This window comes from Pseudomonas sp. TAA207 (assembly GCF_001529285.1).
Lineage (GTDB): Bacteria > Pseudomonadota > Gammaproteobacteria > Pseudomonadales > Pseudomonadaceae > Aquipseudomonas > Aquipseudomonas weihenstephanensis.
Window position 1 is genome coordinate 60,092 of record NZ_LLWJ01000071.1, and the last position, 15,111, is coordinate 75,202.

Annotated in this window: 15 protein-coding genes; 13 read left to right on the top strand and 2 right to left on the bottom strand. The window is 56.3% G+C overall.

From position 1 onward, the window contains the following. Window positions 1–130 precede the first annotated feature (130 nt). Window positions 131–2,314: a hypothetical protein gene (locus AP059_RS18455; protein WP_059764841.1), complete on the top strand. Its 2,184-nt coding sequence runs from the start codon at window positions 131–133 to the stop codon at window positions 2,312–2,314. A 154-nt stretch (window positions 2,315–2,468) separates the two neighbouring features. Here the strand turns inward: AP059_RS18455 and AP059_RS18460 are convergent, their stop codons facing one another. Beyond that, window positions 2,469–2,768, bottom strand: a complete 300-nt coding sequence (locus AP059_RS18460; RefSeq protein ID WP_048363026.1) for a DUF2288 domain-containing protein — start codon at window positions 2,766–2,768, stop codon at window positions 2,469–2,471. 363 nt (window positions 2,769–3,131) lie between these two features. Here AP059_RS18460 and AP059_RS18465 point away from each other — a divergent pair, with 363 nt between their 5' ends. The 9 genes from AP059_RS18465 to AP059_RS18505 all read left to right on the top strand — a co-directional run bounded on the left by AP059_RS18465 (window position 3,132) and on the right by AP059_RS18505 (window position 10,941). Further along, a complete protein-coding gene (locus AP059_RS18465; RefSeq protein WP_048362728.1) occupies window positions 3,132–4,253 on the top strand; it encodes a branched-chain amino acid ABC transporter substrate-binding protein in 1,122 nt (373 codons plus the stop codon). 249 nt (window positions 4,254–4,502) lie between these two features. Next, window positions 4,503–5,426 carry a high-affinity branched-chain amino acid ABC transporter permease LivH gene (gene livH, locus AP059_RS18470; RefSeq protein WP_048362727.1) on the top strand — a complete coding sequence of 308 codons (924 nt, stop codon included), beginning with the start codon at window positions 4,503–4,505 and terminating at the stop codon, window positions 5,424–5,426. Next, window positions 5,423–6,679, top strand: a complete 1,257-nt coding sequence (locus AP059_RS18475) for a high-affinity branched-chain amino acid ABC transporter permease LivM (RefSeq protein ID WP_048362726.1) — start codon at window positions 5,423–5,425, stop codon at window positions 6,677–6,679. The genes livH and AP059_RS18475 overlap by 4 nt, the downstream gene beginning before the upstream one ends. After that, the gene (gene livG, locus AP059_RS18480) at window positions 6,676–7,443 is read left to right on the top strand and encodes a high-affinity branched-chain amino acid ABC transporter ATP-binding protein LivG (RefSeq protein ID WP_048362725.1); all 768 of its coding nucleotides are present in this window, start codon (window positions 6,676–6,678) and stop codon (window positions 7,441–7,443) included. The genes AP059_RS18475 and livG overlap by 4 nt, the downstream gene beginning before the upstream one ends. Beyond that, entirely contained in the window at window positions 7,444–8,145 is a 702-nt protein-coding gene (locus AP059_RS18485) for an ABC transporter ATP-binding protein (RefSeq protein ID WP_048362724.1), read from the top strand. Between the two features lie 309 nt (window positions 8,146–8,454). Continuing rightward, complete coding sequence (locus AP059_RS18490; protein WP_059764842.1) at window positions 8,455–8,763, top strand: BufA1 family periplasmic bufferin-type metallophore; 309 nt, start codon at window positions 8,455–8,457, stop codon at window positions 8,761–8,763. A 23-nt stretch (window positions 8,764–8,786) separates the two neighbouring features. Further along, window positions 8,787–9,668 (top strand): MNIO family bufferin maturase, encoded by an 882-nt coding sequence (bufB, locus tag AP059_RS18495; RefSeq protein WP_059765187.1) that lies wholly within the window; start codon window positions 8,787–8,789, stop codon window positions 9,666–9,668. Beyond that, on the top strand, window positions 9,665–10,441 hold the full coding sequence (locus AP059_RS18500) for an HvfC/BufC N-terminal domain-containing protein (RefSeq protein ID WP_059764845.1): 777 nt from the start codon (window positions 9,665–9,667) through the stop codon (window positions 10,439–10,441). The genes bufB and AP059_RS18500 overlap by 4 nt, the downstream gene beginning before the upstream one ends. Then, window positions 10,438–10,941, top strand: coding sequence for a DoxX family protein (locus tag AP059_RS18505; RefSeq protein WP_059764847.1), 504 nt, complete (start codon window positions 10,438–10,440; stop codon window positions 10,939–10,941). The genes AP059_RS18500 and AP059_RS18505 overlap by 4 nt, the downstream gene beginning before the upstream one ends. Here AP059_RS18505 and AP059_RS18510 read toward each other — a convergent pair. Continuing rightward, on the bottom strand, window positions 10,938–11,846 hold the full coding sequence (locus tag AP059_RS18510; RefSeq protein ID WP_059764848.1) for a LysR family transcriptional regulator: 909 nt from the start codon (window positions 11,844–11,846) through the stop codon (window positions 10,938–10,940). The genes AP059_RS18505 and AP059_RS18510 overlap by 4 nt on opposite strands. Window positions 11,847–11,950: 104 nt before the next feature. On the opposite strand from AP059_RS18510, the gene AP059_RS18515 reads away from it, so the two are divergent. From AP059_RS18515 to AP059_RS18525, 3 genes are all read left to right on the top strand, one after another. Continuing rightward, a complete protein-coding gene (locus tag AP059_RS18515) occupies window positions 11,951–12,550 on the top strand; it encodes a short chain dehydrogenase (protein ID WP_048362719.1) in 600 nt (199 codons plus the stop codon). Window positions 12,551–12,609: 59 nt separating this feature from the next. Next, window positions 12,610–13,281 carry a COG3650 family protein gene (locus tag AP059_RS18520; RefSeq protein ID WP_059765189.1) on the top strand — a complete coding sequence of 224 codons (672 nt, stop codon included), beginning with the start codon at window positions 12,610–12,612 and terminating at the stop codon, window positions 13,279–13,281. A gap of 115 nt (window positions 13,282–13,396) precedes the next feature. Further along, window positions 13,397–15,007 (top strand): NAD(P)/FAD-dependent oxidoreductase, encoded by a 1,611-nt coding sequence (locus tag AP059_RS18525; RefSeq protein ID WP_048362718.1) that lies wholly within the window; start codon window positions 13,397–13,399, stop codon window positions 15,005–15,007. Window positions 15,008–15,111: the final 104 nt, after the last annotated feature.

The following is a 15,111-nucleotide window of genomic DNA, read 5'->3' on the forward strand; positions in this document are numbered from 1 at the left end:
AATCCCCTATACAAAATATGGATTAGAACGTGCGAATACCCTTATCGCCCCGTTAGTGCGCGATTCCCACCCTCGTTTTGGCCTGTTGAACATCCCTCAACAGTCGTCCAGCCCAGACAGATGGCACACAATGACGTCGAACAATAATGCGACACCCTTGGTCTCTGAAGTGTCTCTAAAAACAATAAACGAGCCCCTACGTTCATCGAAAAGCTATTCCAGCCAGCAACCCTTGGCGACTCAGCAATACCTGTATTTCACCGAAACCAATACCGACCGTATCCTCGAAAACCTTGATGGTTTACGGGACTTGGTGTTCCCCCAACCCGAGCTGGTTGAAGACGACAGCGAGAGCCGTGTCGAGCAGCAATTCCCCTCGGTGTGCCTGATAGGCCTGGGGCGCTGCGGGTCCAACATTGCGCTGGACGTTGCCGAACTGGTGTACAACGCCCGCAAGTTCTACCTCAACGAATTCAATACCATCGACCCGCAACACGAAGACAAACGCTACAACCCTGGCCAATGGATTCGTAATAACTTGCGACTGGTGCAAAACAAAGCCACTAAACCGGTGTTTTTGGTCGAACCGCTGGTGCTGCTGGGTGACCTGGACAAAGACATCGCCGGGCGTATTCGCTTTTCGCGCAAAAGTGAGAAAAGTAACTTCATCCGCGACTACAGCAAGATGAAGATCATGGACTTGTCGGAAGTCCACGCAGGCGGCGCCGGTAACGCGCCGATTCTGGGTCAGTATCTGGCCAAGATCATTCTCAACAAGGATGCGCAGCGCTTCTCCAGCCCGGACTGGAAACTGATCCACTCCTACCTGATCGACTCCTGCGGCATCAAAGCCAACCAGTCGCGCCTGTACTTTTCGATTTTCAGCGCAGGCGGCGGGACAGGCTCGGGCATGGCCTCGGAGTTTGGTCTGGCGCAGCAGTTCTCGTACATGAACAAAACCTTCGACACCAAACCGGCCGATGAACATGACAGCAAGAGCGGTCACGCCTTTGTGTTCGAGCCTATTTTCACCAGCGGCATCTGCGTACTGCCGAACATTTCCGATCACCGCAGCGAAATGTCCGAAGCCTTACACATCAACGCGGGCCGACTGCTGTGTAAATACCTGTCAGAAGAATGGGACTTCTCATACAACTTCGACAATGAAGACAGCAGCGAAGCCAGCGTCATGGGCCGTATTCGCCCCTGGAACGCCATGATGTTGATCTCCAATGACATCATGCGTTACGCCGAACAAAGCGATGACGGCAACATCCAGAACATCGACGTCAACGCGATGGAAAAGCACGCCAACCAATACATCTCGCAGCAGATCTTCAACATTCTGACGGCGCAGGCGGTGACCACTGACTACGATCAGAATTACTTCCGCCGTGCCGGGATCGACATTGGCGAAACCATCCGCCTCGATGCCAACGATTTGTTTATGAGCCTGGCGGGCCCCGTAGCCATTGCCTACGCAGAATCCGTCGTGCCCGAACAACCTGTGCCGGGAACCGACAAATTCAAAGTCTTCGAAAAAGAACCACCCCGTCTGGACATTGACGACTTGTTCTTTCGCTCCATCGACTTGCCGCACTTCAACAAGGACACCCAGGCTATCGAAGGCATCAGTTTGCTGCCGATCGAGTCTCAGCGTTACCGCGCAGCCCTGGAGCAATACAAGCACTCGGGCTACGACGCCGCGGCGCTGCACGACCTGCATTTCTTCAAGAACTGCTCTTCGGTGGTTTCGATTGTGTCCTTGCCCAAGGACTACAAGCTGTCGTACATGGACTTGAACCGACTCAAGACCCACCTCAATAGCCTGTTCCCCAATACCACGCTCAAGCGTTATGCGTTGGTCATCGGTGCCTCGGCCAACTTGTCGCTGACAACATTGATCGCCAAAAGCCCCTGCTTGTCGGACGACTTTCTCACGCTGATCGTTGCCTTTATCAAACGCTGTTTTGCGCGAAATCCTTACCGTTTTGACGACACGCTGGATGATTCGATGCTGGAGTTCATCACCGGTGACGCGTTCGATGAAAGCCAGATTGATGACTTGCTCAACGAGTTCGAGAACCCGGCCAAAATCCTCGACACCAACTGGTACGCGATCAAGCCGATGTACGAGAAGAAATACCGTGAGTTGATTAACGACAAAGACAAATTTGTGTCGATCAATGACATCCGCCTTTCTCGAGACTGCGTGAAAAAAGCCATCAAGTACCTGCGTGAAATTTACCGTCACCGTATCGGCAAAACCAAGATCATCTCGCTGAACAACCACACGGGCAAAACGGCCTACTGATCCTCGCCGCAGGTACAAAAAAAACGCCACAGACACGACTGTGGCGTTTCTCTACGGCAACTGGCCACTATTTAGCCGCCAGTTACTGGGCTACCCACTTTTCCCTTCTTTTCGCGCCCCAAAAAACGCTCAATTTTGGTGCGCAGAATTTTTTTTATGCCCTTTCCTGGATCAGTATCCACGGTGAAACCACCACGGCCCACAGCTGCGGATCACGCTCGGCGAAGTCTAATGCCTGCGTGTCAGACAATTTATTAAGTGTCCCGGATGCCATCCAGCCTCCCACTTTGCTTGCATCATCCTGGCTCACTGCCTGCGCTGCTTCGATCAAGTCCAACTGTGCGTCAACGTACAGCAGTTCGCCTTTGGCGAAAAACTTCTCAAGCGCTTTCCATTCGATAGTTGAGGTCTCGCCGAGCAGCTTGGCATAGAGGGTGCTAGGTTCTTCGATCATGGGTTTCACCAGGTAAAAAATCGGCGCAATGATAGCGCTGCACACCCGGTAGCAAAACCCGGATTCAGGTGGGAGAACGAAGAAAGAGTCGAAGGCTGTGCAACAGGCGTCAAGACAGCAACATTCTGTTAAGAATCATCAGCCTGTTTAGCCGCCATTCTGTCTTTTTCTTTCGTTTAAGCGACATTTTCTGGTTTTTCCCTCAGCCGCCCGCTATTCAAGCGCTGAATCGTGGCCCTACACTGTACCGGTACAGTTGCAGGGGGGATTGACCGGGAATTTCGCTCAGATGAAGACCCGGTCCGGCTGCCTTGGCTTCCAGGACTATAAAAATTACAACAGAAGAGTGGAGCACCAATAAAGATGGCTATTAAGCACATGACTAAACTGTTTGCCGCTATGGTTTTGGCCGGGGTTGCCAGCCATTCGTTTGCAGCAGACACCATCAAGATCGGTATCGCGGGTGCCAAAACAGGCCCTCTGACCCAGTACGGCGACATGCAGTTCTCGGGCGCCAAAATGGCCATCGAACAAATCAACGCCAAAGGCGGCGTAGACGGCAAAAAACTGGTGGCCGTTGAGTACGATGACGCTTGCGAACCCAAACAAGCCGTTGCCGTAGCCAACAAAGTCGTGAACGACGGCGTCAAGTTCGTGGTCGGTCACCTGTGCTCCAGCTCCACTCAGCCTGCTTCGGACATCTACGAAGACGAAGGCATCATCATGATTACCCCGGCAGCGACCGGCCCGGAAATCACCAACCGCGGTTACAAAATGGTGTTCCGCACCATTGGCCTGGACAGCGCTCAAGGCCCTGCCGCCGGTAACTACATCGCCGATCACGTAAAACCTAAAATCGTGGCCGTGGTTCACGATAAGCAGCAATACGGAGAAGGCATCGCCTCCGCGGTCAAAAAGACGCTGGAAGACAAAGGCGTGAAAGTCGCGGTGTTTGAGGGCATCAACCCGGGCGAAAAAGACTACTCATCGCTGATTGGCAAACTCAAGCAAGCCAACGTCGACTTCGTGTACTACGGCGGCTACCACCCTGAACTGGGCCTGATCCTGCGCCAAGCCAAAGAAAAAGGCCTGAGCGCCAAGTTCATGGGCCCAGAAGGTGTGGGCAACGAGTCCATCTCGCAAATCGCTCAGGGTGCCTCCGAAGGCCTGCTGGTGACCTTGCCACAAGCTTTCGACAAAGACCCTGCCAACCAGCCTCTGGTTGAAGCCTTCGCCGCCAAGAAAGAAGACCCAAGCGGCCCGTTCGTCTTCCCTGCTTACGCCGCCGTTGAAGTGATTGCAGGCGGTATCGAGCAAGCCAAAAGCGAAGACCCGGTGAAAGTGGCCGAAGCCATCCACAAAGGCACCTTCAAAACCCCGACAGGTGATCTGAGCTTCGACGAAAAAGGCGACGTGAAGAACTTCAAGTTCGTGGTGTACGAATGGCACTTCGGCAAACCTAAAACCGAAGTAAGCCCTCAGTAAGGGCAGCGTTTTGATCTGATCACAAAGCCCACTGCACGAGCGGTGGGCTTTGTTTTACAGACGTTCGTTGGACTGAATTGGGGCCGCGCTTTCGTGATCCGAAAGTCTGCCCACCTGAAAATCTTTAAAACCGTCACCAGCGGTTCGCTGGGAGAAGACTTGTGCTCAAAGTGGATGCAAATCCATACAGGCAAGTCCGGAAAATGACTCCACCAGTGAAATGCGTCTCAGGTTTTTAGGAGCTTGGTAATGCCTGACATCTATCACTTTTTCCAAATGCTGGTTAACGGCCTCAACGTTGGCAGCACATATGCCCTCATCGCCATCGGCTATACGATGGTTTACGGCATTATTGGAATGATCAACTTCGCCCACGGCGAGGTGTACATGATTGGTTCCTATATTGCGTTTATCGCCATCGCCGGCCTGACCATGATGGGTCTGGACAGCGTGCCGTTGCTGATGACCGCGGCCTTTCTGGCCAGCATCGTGGTCACCAGCGCCTACGGTTACAGCATCGAACGGGTGGCCTACCGTCCTTTGCGCGGCAGTAATCGCCTTATTCCTTTGATTTCTGCCATCGGTATGTCGATCTTCCTGCAGAACATGGTGCTTTTGTCTCAGGACTCAAAAGACAAATCGATTCCAAACTTGATTCCTGGCGGTTTCACCTTCGGTCCGGGTGGCGCCAGCGAAGTGGTTATTTCCTACATGCAGATTGTGGTCTTCGTGGTCACCTTCCTCGCCATGCTGGGCCTGACACTGTTCATCTCCCGTTCACGCCTGGGTCGCGCCTGCCGCGCCTGCGCCGAAGACATGAAGATGGCCAACTTGCTGGGCATCAACACCAACAACGTGATCGCCCTGACCTTCGTCATTGGTGCCGCGCTGGCCGCCGTCGCCGCCGTGCTGATCAGCGTGCAATACGGCGTGATCAACCCCAATGCGGGCTTTTTGGTGGGGCTTAAAGCCTTTACCGCCGCCGTACTGGGCGGTATCGGCAGCATTCCGGGCGCGATGCTCGGAGGGCTGGTATTGGGTGTAGCTGAAGCCTTTGGTGCCGACATCTTCGGCGACCAGTACAAAGATGTTGTGGCGTTTGGCCTGTTGGTATTGGTGCTGCTGTTCCGTCCGACCGGCATTCTGGGGCGTCCGGAGATCGAAAAAGTATGACTAGGAATCTTAAATCGGCGCTCTTCAGCGCCCTGCTGGTCTGGGCAGTCGCCTACCCGGTGCTCGGCCTGAAACTGACCATCGTCGGGATCAACATTGAAGTTCACAACACCAGCGCCTTTACCCTGAGCGTGATCGCGATCTGCTCGCTGCTGATGTTTGTGCGCGTGCTATTCAACCAACAATTGAGCGCGGCCTGGAAAGCCACGCCCGGCCTGCCGAAAGTGCCAGCCAAAGCCAGTAACTTCTTGACCCTGCCCAGCACTCAGCGCTGGATCATTCTCGGGTTGGTGCTGGTGGCATTGGTATGGCCGTTCTATGGCTCACGCGGTGCGGTGGACATTGCCACACTCATCCTGATCTACGTGATGCTGGGGCTGGGCCTGAACATCGTGGTGGGTCTGGCCGGCCTGCTGGATCTGGGCTACGTGGGCTTCTACGCCGTGGGCGCTTACACCTACGCGTTGCTGTCGCACTTCTTCGGTTTCAGCTTCTGGGTGTGCCTGCCCCTCGCCGGGTTGATGGCGGCTACGTTTGGCTTCCTGCTGGGGTTCCCGGTGCTGCGTTTGCGCGGTGACTATCTGGCCATCGTGACGCTGGGTTTCGGCGAGATCATTCGCCTGTTCCTGCGTAACCTGACCGAAATCACCGGTGGACCAAACGGCATCAGCAACATCCCTAAACCGACGCTGTTCGGGTTGAGCTTCGACAGAACCGCCGCTGAAGGCATGCAAACCTTCCACGAATACTTCGGCCTGCCCTACAACTCGATCAACAAGGTGATTTTCCTGTACCTGATCGCGTTGGTCCTGGTGCTGGTGGTGCTGTTCGTGATCAACCGCCTGCTGCGCATGCCCATTGGTCGTGCGTGGGAAGCACTGCGCGAAGACGAAATCGCCTGCCGAGCACTGGGTTTGAATCCCACGATTATCAAGCTTTCGGCCTTCACCCTTGGCGCAACCTTTGCGGGCTTTGCGGGCAGCTTCTTTGCCGCTCGCCAAGGTTTGGTGACCCCGGAATCGTTCACCTTCCTTGAGTCGGCGATCATTCTGGCCATCGTCGTGCTCGGCGGTATGGGTTCACAACTGGGCGTGATTCTGGCTGCTGTGGTGATGATCCTGCTGCCCGAAATGATGCGTGACTTCAGTGAGTACCGGATGTTGCTGTTCGGTGCTCTGATGGTGTTGATGATGATCTGGCGTCCGCAAGGCCTGCTGCCCATGCAACGTCCTCACCTGGAGCTGCGACAATGAGCCGCGAGATCCTGAAAGTTAGCGGCCTGAGCATGCGCTTTGGCGGCTTGTTGGCGGTCAACGGCGTGGGCCTGACCGTCAAAGAAAAACAGGTTGTATCAATGATCGGCCCTAACGGGGCTGGCAAAACAACCGTGTTCAACTGCCTGACCGGCTTCTACAAGCCTTCGGCTGGCAGCATCCTGCTTGATGGTCAGTCGATTGAAGGCTTGCCGGGTCATGAAATCGCCCGCAAGGGCGTCGTGCGTACCTTCCAGAACGTACGCCTGTTTAAAGACATGACCGCCGTCGAGAACCTGCTGATCGCACAGCATCGTCACCTCAATACCAACTTTCTGGCAGGGCTGTTCAAGACCCCGGCGTTTCGTAAAAGCGAACGTGATGCAATGGAGTACGCCGCGTATTGGCTGGACAAGGTCAACCTGACCGAGTTCGCCAACCGCCCGGCAGGCACATTGGCTTATGGCCAGCAACGGCGCCTTGAAATCGCTCGCTGCATGATGACGCGCCCGCGCATTCTCATGCTCGACGAACCCGCCGCGGGGCTTAACCCCAAGGAAACCGAGGACCTGAAAGCGTTGATCAGTGTGCTGCGCGAAGAGCACAACGCCACGGTATTGCTGATTGAACACGACATGAAGCTGGTGATGAGCATTTCTGACCACATCGTGGTTATCAACCAAGGCACGCCTTTGGCTGATGGCACGCCGGAACAGATCCGCGACAACCCTGACGTGATCAAAGCCTATTTGGGGGAAGCGTAAATGCTGCAATTCGAAAACGTTTCGACCTTCTACGGCAAGATTCAGGCGCTGCACAGTGTCAATGTCGAAGTGCGTCAGGGGGAAATCGTGACACTGATCGGTGCCAACGGTGCTGGCAAATCGACGTTGATGATGACCTTGTGCGGTTCACCGCAAGCCCACAGCGGCAGCATTCGCTATTTGGGCGAAGAGCTGGTGGGCTTGAGTTCTGCGCACATCATGCGCAAGAGCATCGCCGTGGTGCCTGAAGGCCGTCGGGTGTTTGCCCGACTGACGGTGGAAGAAAACCTCGCCATGGGCGGATTTTTCACCGACAAGCACGACTATCAGGAGCAAATGGACAAGGTGCTGCATCTTTTCCCGCGTCTGAAAGAGCGCTTTACCCAACGCGGCGGCACCATGTCCGGGGGCGAGCAGCAAATGCTCGCGATTGGGCGCGCACTGATGAGCAAACCCAAGCTGTTGCTGCTTGACGAGCCATCACTCGGCTTGGCACCGATCATCATTCAGCAGATTTTCGACATCATCGAGCAACTGCGCAAAGAAGGCGTGACGGTGTTTCTGGTGGAGCAAAACGCCAACCAGGCCCTGAAAATTGCCGACCGCGCGTATGTCTTGGAAAACGGCCGAGTCGTCATGCAGGGCACCGGAGAGCAACTGCTCAACGACCCAAAAGTGCGCGACGCTTACCTGGGCGGCTAACCCTGCCAGCCACACCATAAACGGCCCTGCGGGGCCGTTTTTTATTACCCGCAGCCATGAAGTCATGCAGCACGCACCTCACACCTGGAGCCGCGTGCGAGCAGTGAGACGCGGCGTTCAGACATGCCGCGCTCGTAAAATCCTTCAGCGGCGTCTAAGAGCGGCCGCATTCACCCGGTTGATAAAAAACACTCTTTTCAGATTTTTTTTGAGTTCTCTGTAACAAATCCAGACCTCGTTTCTCTAGTGGGGTAAGCCGGCAGACATTCGCTGCCGGCAGGCATAAAACCTCAACCCTGGAGAAACACCATGACTAACAAAACCACCCGCACTGTGTCCGCTGCTGCTCTGGCTTTGGCCTTGGGTTCTGCATTGAGCATCGCTGCTCTGCCAACGACCGCTGTGGCTGCGGACAACATGGAAAAATGCTTCGGTGTGGCCATGAAAGGTCAAAACGATTGCGCGGCGGGCGCTGGCACCACCTGCGCAGGTACTGCCAAAACTGACCATCAAGCCAACGCCTGGAAACTCGTGCCTAAAGGCAGCTGCGAAAAAACCACCAGCAGCACCTCGCCTACCGGCTTTGGCCAACTGGCCGCTTTCACAGCCAAGTCCTGAAACACTGCGCCAGAGTCATGATGATGCACAGCCCTGATGCTTCGCTCATCGCGCCTGGTGCGCCCCAACTTCCACCGCGCGTGGGGTTGGGGCTCAAGGCCGAGCATTTCAAGGATGTACTCCAAACCCGTCCTGATGTCGGGTTCTTCGAAGTACATGCCGAAAATTACATGGTGGCCGGGGGTCCGTTTCATCATTACTTAACGTTGATTCGTGAACACTACCCGCTGTCCATTCACGGTGTCGGCCTGTCCATAGGCGCCGACGCAGCGCTCGATTCCGAACATTTGAGACGTTTGAAAACCTTGCTTGAGCGCTACCAGCCCGAGCAGTTTTCCGAACATCTGGCATGGTCCACCCACGGCCCTTTTTTCCTCAATGACCTGCTGCCATTACGCTATGACGACGCCACGCTGATACGGGTGTGCGCCCATATCGACCAGGTCCAGAACACACTGCAACGCACGATGTTGCTGGAAAACCCGGCCACGTATATCGAGTTCGATCAGGCCAGCTACACCGAGGCAGCCTTTATTGAGCAGGTCATACAACGCACCGGCTGCGGCTTGCTGCTGGATGTAAACAACGTTTATGTGTCGTGCATCAACCATGCACGCGACCCTTTGACCTACATCGATGCCTTACCGTTACACACAGTAGGCGAGCTACATCTGGCGGGTTTTGCCGAAGACACCGACAGCAAGGGTCAACGTTTGTTGATAGACAACCACGGCGCAGCTATCGATGACGCGGTGTGGGCCCTCTATCAGCAGGTGCTGGCACGCACCGGGCCTGTGGCGACGCTGATCGAACGCGACAATCACCTGCCTGAGCTGAGCGCACTGATCACCGAAGCTCAACTCGCCGAGCACTTTTTACACTCAACCCCACAGGTGTTCCCATGACCTTGCAACAGGCATTCAGCGCCGCGGTGCTTGACCCACAACACGCCTGCCCACAAGGGATCATCAGCCCCAGCGGCGGCGATATCCTCAGCCGTTTTTCGGTCTACCGCAACAATGTACAAAGTGGCTTGATCAACGCGTTAGAGTCCAGCTTTCCGGTGGTTGCACAACTGGTCGGCGAAGCGTTCTTTAACGCCATGGCGCAGTTATTTATTCAGAAACACCCACCCCAAAACCCGGTCATGAGTACCTACGGCCGCCAATTTGCGGATTTCATCCAGGGTTTCGCGCCCGCCAACAAAGTGCCTTACCTGGCGGATGTGGCCCGTCTTGAGCGGCTGTGTGTGCAGGCCTTTCACGCCGCCGATGCCAGCCCTGTGGCCCCGCAAACCCTGGCCCTGGCATTGAGCACGCCCGACACATTGGACCAGTTGCGCATGACGCTGCACCCCAGCGTTGCCACCCTGCATTCGCCCTATGCCGTCGCTGCGTTGTGGGCCGCGCATCATGGTCAAGGCCAAATCAAAGGACTTGACCCGCGCCAACCGCAAAGCACATTGGTGCTGCGTAACGGCTTGAGTGTTGAAGTCTTCGCCGTGCGCTCAGGGTGCGTGGCCTTTGTACGGTTTATGAAAAGCGGCTGCCCGCTCGGCGAAGCCGCCGCCTATGCACTGCAAGCCGACCCGCTCTTCGATTTAAGCCAAAGCCTGGCGCTATTGATCAGCCAAGGCGCAATCACTGAACTGCACGCCAGCCCCGAGGTATCGCCATGAACACGTGTGCTGAACATTCCTGCGTGTTTCGGCGCGCACTCGCCCGTGTGATTGGGTGGATGCAATGCATTCCCCACACACTGATCGCCTTGATCGCCCGCGTCTCAATTGCGGCCGTATTCTGGAAGTCCGGGCAAACCAAGGTCGAAGGGTTTGCCGTGGACCTGGTGTCCGGCACGTTCGAACTGGGTGTGCCGCGTTTGTCAGGCTCTGCGGTTTACCTGTTCAGTCACGAATACAAGTTGCCTGTGCTTTCTCCTGAGTTCGCGGCCCACGCGGCGGCGTTTTGCGAACATTTTTTCCCTGTGCTGATCTTGCTGGGCCTGGCTACGCGCTTTTCAGCGTTGGCCCTGCTCGGCATGACCCTGACCATTCAGCTCTTCGTCTACCCCGATGCGTATCCCACACACGGCACGTGGATCGCAATTTTGCTGTACCTGATGGCCAAAGGGCCGGGGGCCTTGTCGATTGATCACCTGATTGCCCGGCGTTTTGGCTAAAGCTGCGCCATGCTCTCACCGCTGCGCTGAAACCATCCGGCCAGGTAATCTGCCAACACCTGTGTGCGCTTGGGCAAACCGCCCTGATACGGATGCACGAGGTACATCGGGTGACTGCGGGTCTGGTAGTCACGCAGCAATACGCACAAGCGCCCGTCTGCCAATTCGTTGTGAAGCATGTACGACGGCAAACGTGCGATACCGGCGCCAATCACTGCCGCTTTTTTCAGCAAGCTGTAGTGATTACTGGCAAACGGCCCCGAAACACGCACACGATGCAGTTCATGCTGCTGGTGGTACTGCCACTCTTCACGGCCACTGTAGTGACTGTTAAGCAAACAGCTGTGCCCGACCAGTTGCTGTGGCGTTGCGGGCTCGCCGTTTTGCGCCAGGTATGCAGGGCTGGCGCAGGTCATTTCGTGCCAGTTGACCACCTGTTTGGCCACCAGGCGCTCGTGACTGTGCACCTGTGAGCGGATCGCCAAATCAAACCCGTCACGCGCCAGATCGCGATAGCTGTTGTTGAGTTCCAGCTCGACCTGGACATCGGGGTAATCACGCGAGAACTCCAGCAGCAACGAATCGAAGAAGGTTTCACCTAAAGAAACCGGCACCGTCATACGCACAGGCCCCGCCATATCCTCCTTCAGACGGGCTAACGCCTGACGTGCTCGCTCCACTTGCACCACCAATGCCTGCGCTTGGGGCAAGAGCGCTGCACCCGCCGCCGTGAGGCTCAAACGACGGGTAGTGCGGTGCAGCAGCACCACCGAAAACTGCGCTTCCAATTGGCTGATGCGTTTGGACAACTGACCCTTGCTGCAACCCAGTTGCTGGGCTGCCAAGGTAAAACTGCCCGCGTCGATCAACACGGCAAACGCCGCAAGGTCATCCATTTCGCTCATCAATTGTTTCCATATGAAAACCAAAGGTTGCCTATTAGTGCGCTTATCGCTCTAAAAAACCAGTACTAGACTGAGTCCACACCCTCCCACTCCAGGAACACATCATGAAAATTCTGTTGATCGGCGCACACGGCACCATCGGTTCGGCCATTGATCGCGAACTCTCGGGCCGCCATGAGATCGTGCGCATTGGCCTTAAAAGTGGTGACGTGCAGGTGGACATCAGCGACAGCGCCTCGATTCGCAAACTGTTTGAACAAACCGGTCGTTTTGACGCGCTGATCTGCGCCGCCGGTAGCGTCACGTTTGCTCCCTTGGGCGAGATGAGTGAAAAAGACTTTGCATTGGGCTTGCAGAACAAACTCATGGGCCAAGTCAACTTGCTGTTGATCGGGCGCGAATTCGCCAATGATGGCGCCTCGTTCACCTTCACCAGCGGTGTGATCAATCGCGAACCGATTCGCACGGGCAGTTCGGCAGCGCTGGTGAATGCCGCACTGGATGGCTTTGTAAAAGCTGCCGCCATTGAGCTGCCCCGTGGGCTACGGGTGAACTCGGTCAGCCCGACGGTGCTCGAAGAAGCCATGGGCCATTACGCACCGTACTTCCGCGGTTTCAAGCCGGTGCCGGCTGCGGACGTGGCTTTGGCGTACGCCAAAAGTGTCGAAGGTCTGCACACAGGTCAGACCTATCAGGTGGGCTAAACACTTGTGATGCGCGGCGCGCCTAAGTAACGTGGCGACACTTGTCAGGAGTCCCAATGATGCGTGTTGCCCGTTCCTTCGTTTTAGTCGCCCTGCTCCCCGTGTTTGCGGGCTGCCAACTGTTCAACAGCAAACCGGTGGACAGCAATGCCGGTTTGTCCCGCCTGCAAGGTGAACTGCTCTCGGCCAACGGCGAGCTGGTGTTCCAACCCTGTATCGGGCAACAGCGCTATGTGGTTCGCGACAGCGCTAATACCACCCTCGTACAAGATGCGACGGATATGCCTGTCAAACCTGGCGCGTTATTCGCAGATATTCGTGGCAGCTTTACTGCCAGCAAATCAGCCGGTTCCGATGGCGAAGTCAATGTTAAGCAGCTCTATCGTCTGGAGCGCAGCAGCAACGCCTGCAAAGACCCGAACTTCAAACAACTGACTGTGCATGCCAACGGTAACGGCCCGACGTGGGAAGTGCGCGCCAGCGGCAAAGGGCTGCAACTGACCCGTGAAGGCCAGCCGCCGCTCGTACTGCCCTATGTTGAAGAACAAGTGGGCGACGGCCGCTTCTACTTGTCCACTGAAGCCAACAACCAACGCATCGAACTGTGGGTCGCCCCGCAACGCTGCACCGACAGCGTTGATGGCAGCGTGCAGCACCTGGGCGCCGAACTGCGCGTCAATGGTCAGGTTCAACGCGGCTGCGGTTATTTCGGCGGCGCACGGAACGATTAATCGACGGTTGTTACTGAACATTGCCGTTTTAGCCTGACGGTTTTACCCCGAAGCAGCCTATAATTGCCGGTCTATGGCTGCTGGGGTATACCCGGCCCCGATACTGGACACCGTCATGTTACGAATTACCGAACTCAAGTTGCCGATCGACCATCCCGAAGAAGACCTGCGCCCTGCCATCGTGCAACGCCTGGGCATCGCCGATGCTGACCTGCTCGACTTCACCTTGTTCAAGCGCAGCTACGATGCGCGTAAAAAATCTTCCGAACTGTGCTTTATCTACACCATCGACCTGTCGGTGCGTGATGAAGCGCCGTTGCTGCTCAAGTTCGCGGACGACCGCAACGTCAATCCGGCACCGGATGTCAGCTACAAAGTCGTCGGTCACGCCCCACACGATTTGAGCGAACGCCCGATTGTGGTCGGCTTCGGACCTTGCGGCATTTTTGCTGGCCTGTTGCTGGCACAGATGGGTTTCAAGCCCATCATCCTTGAGCGCGGCACTGAAGTGCGCCAGCGCACCAAAGATACGTGGGGGCTGTGGCGCAAAAACGTGCTCAACCCGGAGTCCAACGTGCAGTTTGGTGAAGGCGGTGCCGGGACATTCTCTGACGGCAAACTGTACAGCCAGATCAAAGATCCCAAGCACCACGGTCGAAAAGTGCTGCACGAGTTCGTGAAAGCAGGCGCACCCGACGAAATCCTCTACGTCAGCAAGCCGCATATCGGTACGTTCCGTCTGACCGGTGTCGTAGAAAACATGCGTCAGCAAATCGAAGCGCTGGGTGGCGAAGTGCGCTTCCAGCAACGCGTGGCAGATGTACTGATCGACAATGGTCAGTTGACCGGCGTGGTACTGACCGATGGCGAGCAACTGAACTCCCGCCATGTGATCCTGGCGTTGGGCCACAGTGCCCGTGACACCTTCCGTATGCTGCACGACCGTGGCGTGTACATGGAGGCCAAGCCGTTCTCGGTAGGCTTTCGGATTGAACACCCGCAATCGCTGATCGACAGCGCGCGGTTGGGCAAATACGCCGGTCACCCGAAACTGGGTGCCGCTGACTACAAGTTGGTGCACCACGCTAAAAACGGTCGCTCGGTGTACAGCTTCTGCATGTGCCCTGGCGGTACTGTGGTTGCCGCCACCAGCGAGCCTGGCCGTGTGGTCACCAACGGCATGAGCCAATACTCGCGTAACGAGCGCAATGCCAACTCGGGCATCGTGGTCGGCATCACCCCCGAAGACTATCCGGGCGGCCCATTGGCCGGTATCGAACTGCAAGAACGCCTCGAAGCGCATGCCTATATTTTGGGTGGCAGCAACTACGAAGCGCCCGCGCAGTTGGTCGGTGACTTTATTGCCGGTAAACCTTCGACGGCCTTGGGCAGTGTAGAACCGTCGTACAAGCCTGGTGTAGCGCTGGGCGACCTGGCGCTGGCCTTGCCCGATTACGCCATTGAAGCCATCCGCGAAGCCTTGCCTGCGTTTGAGAAGCAAATCAAAGGCTTCTCGATGCATGACGCGATCCTGACCGGTATCGAAACCCGCACCTCATCGCCCCTGCGCATGACCCGTGACGCTTCGATGCAAAGCCTCAACGTCAAAGGGCTGTTCCCGGCCGGCGAAGGCGCCGGCTATGCGGGCGGCATCCTGTCAGCCGGGGTGGATGGCATTCGCATTGCCGAAGCCGTGGCCCGTGACATGCTCGGCCTCGACGCCTAAAAGCGAATGGGCCCTGTAGGAGCGAGGCAAACTCGCTTCTACAGGTTCTTTTCCAGCGTTGTTACACCCCTTTCCTACGGTCGTTAACGGCATATTCCCGACTC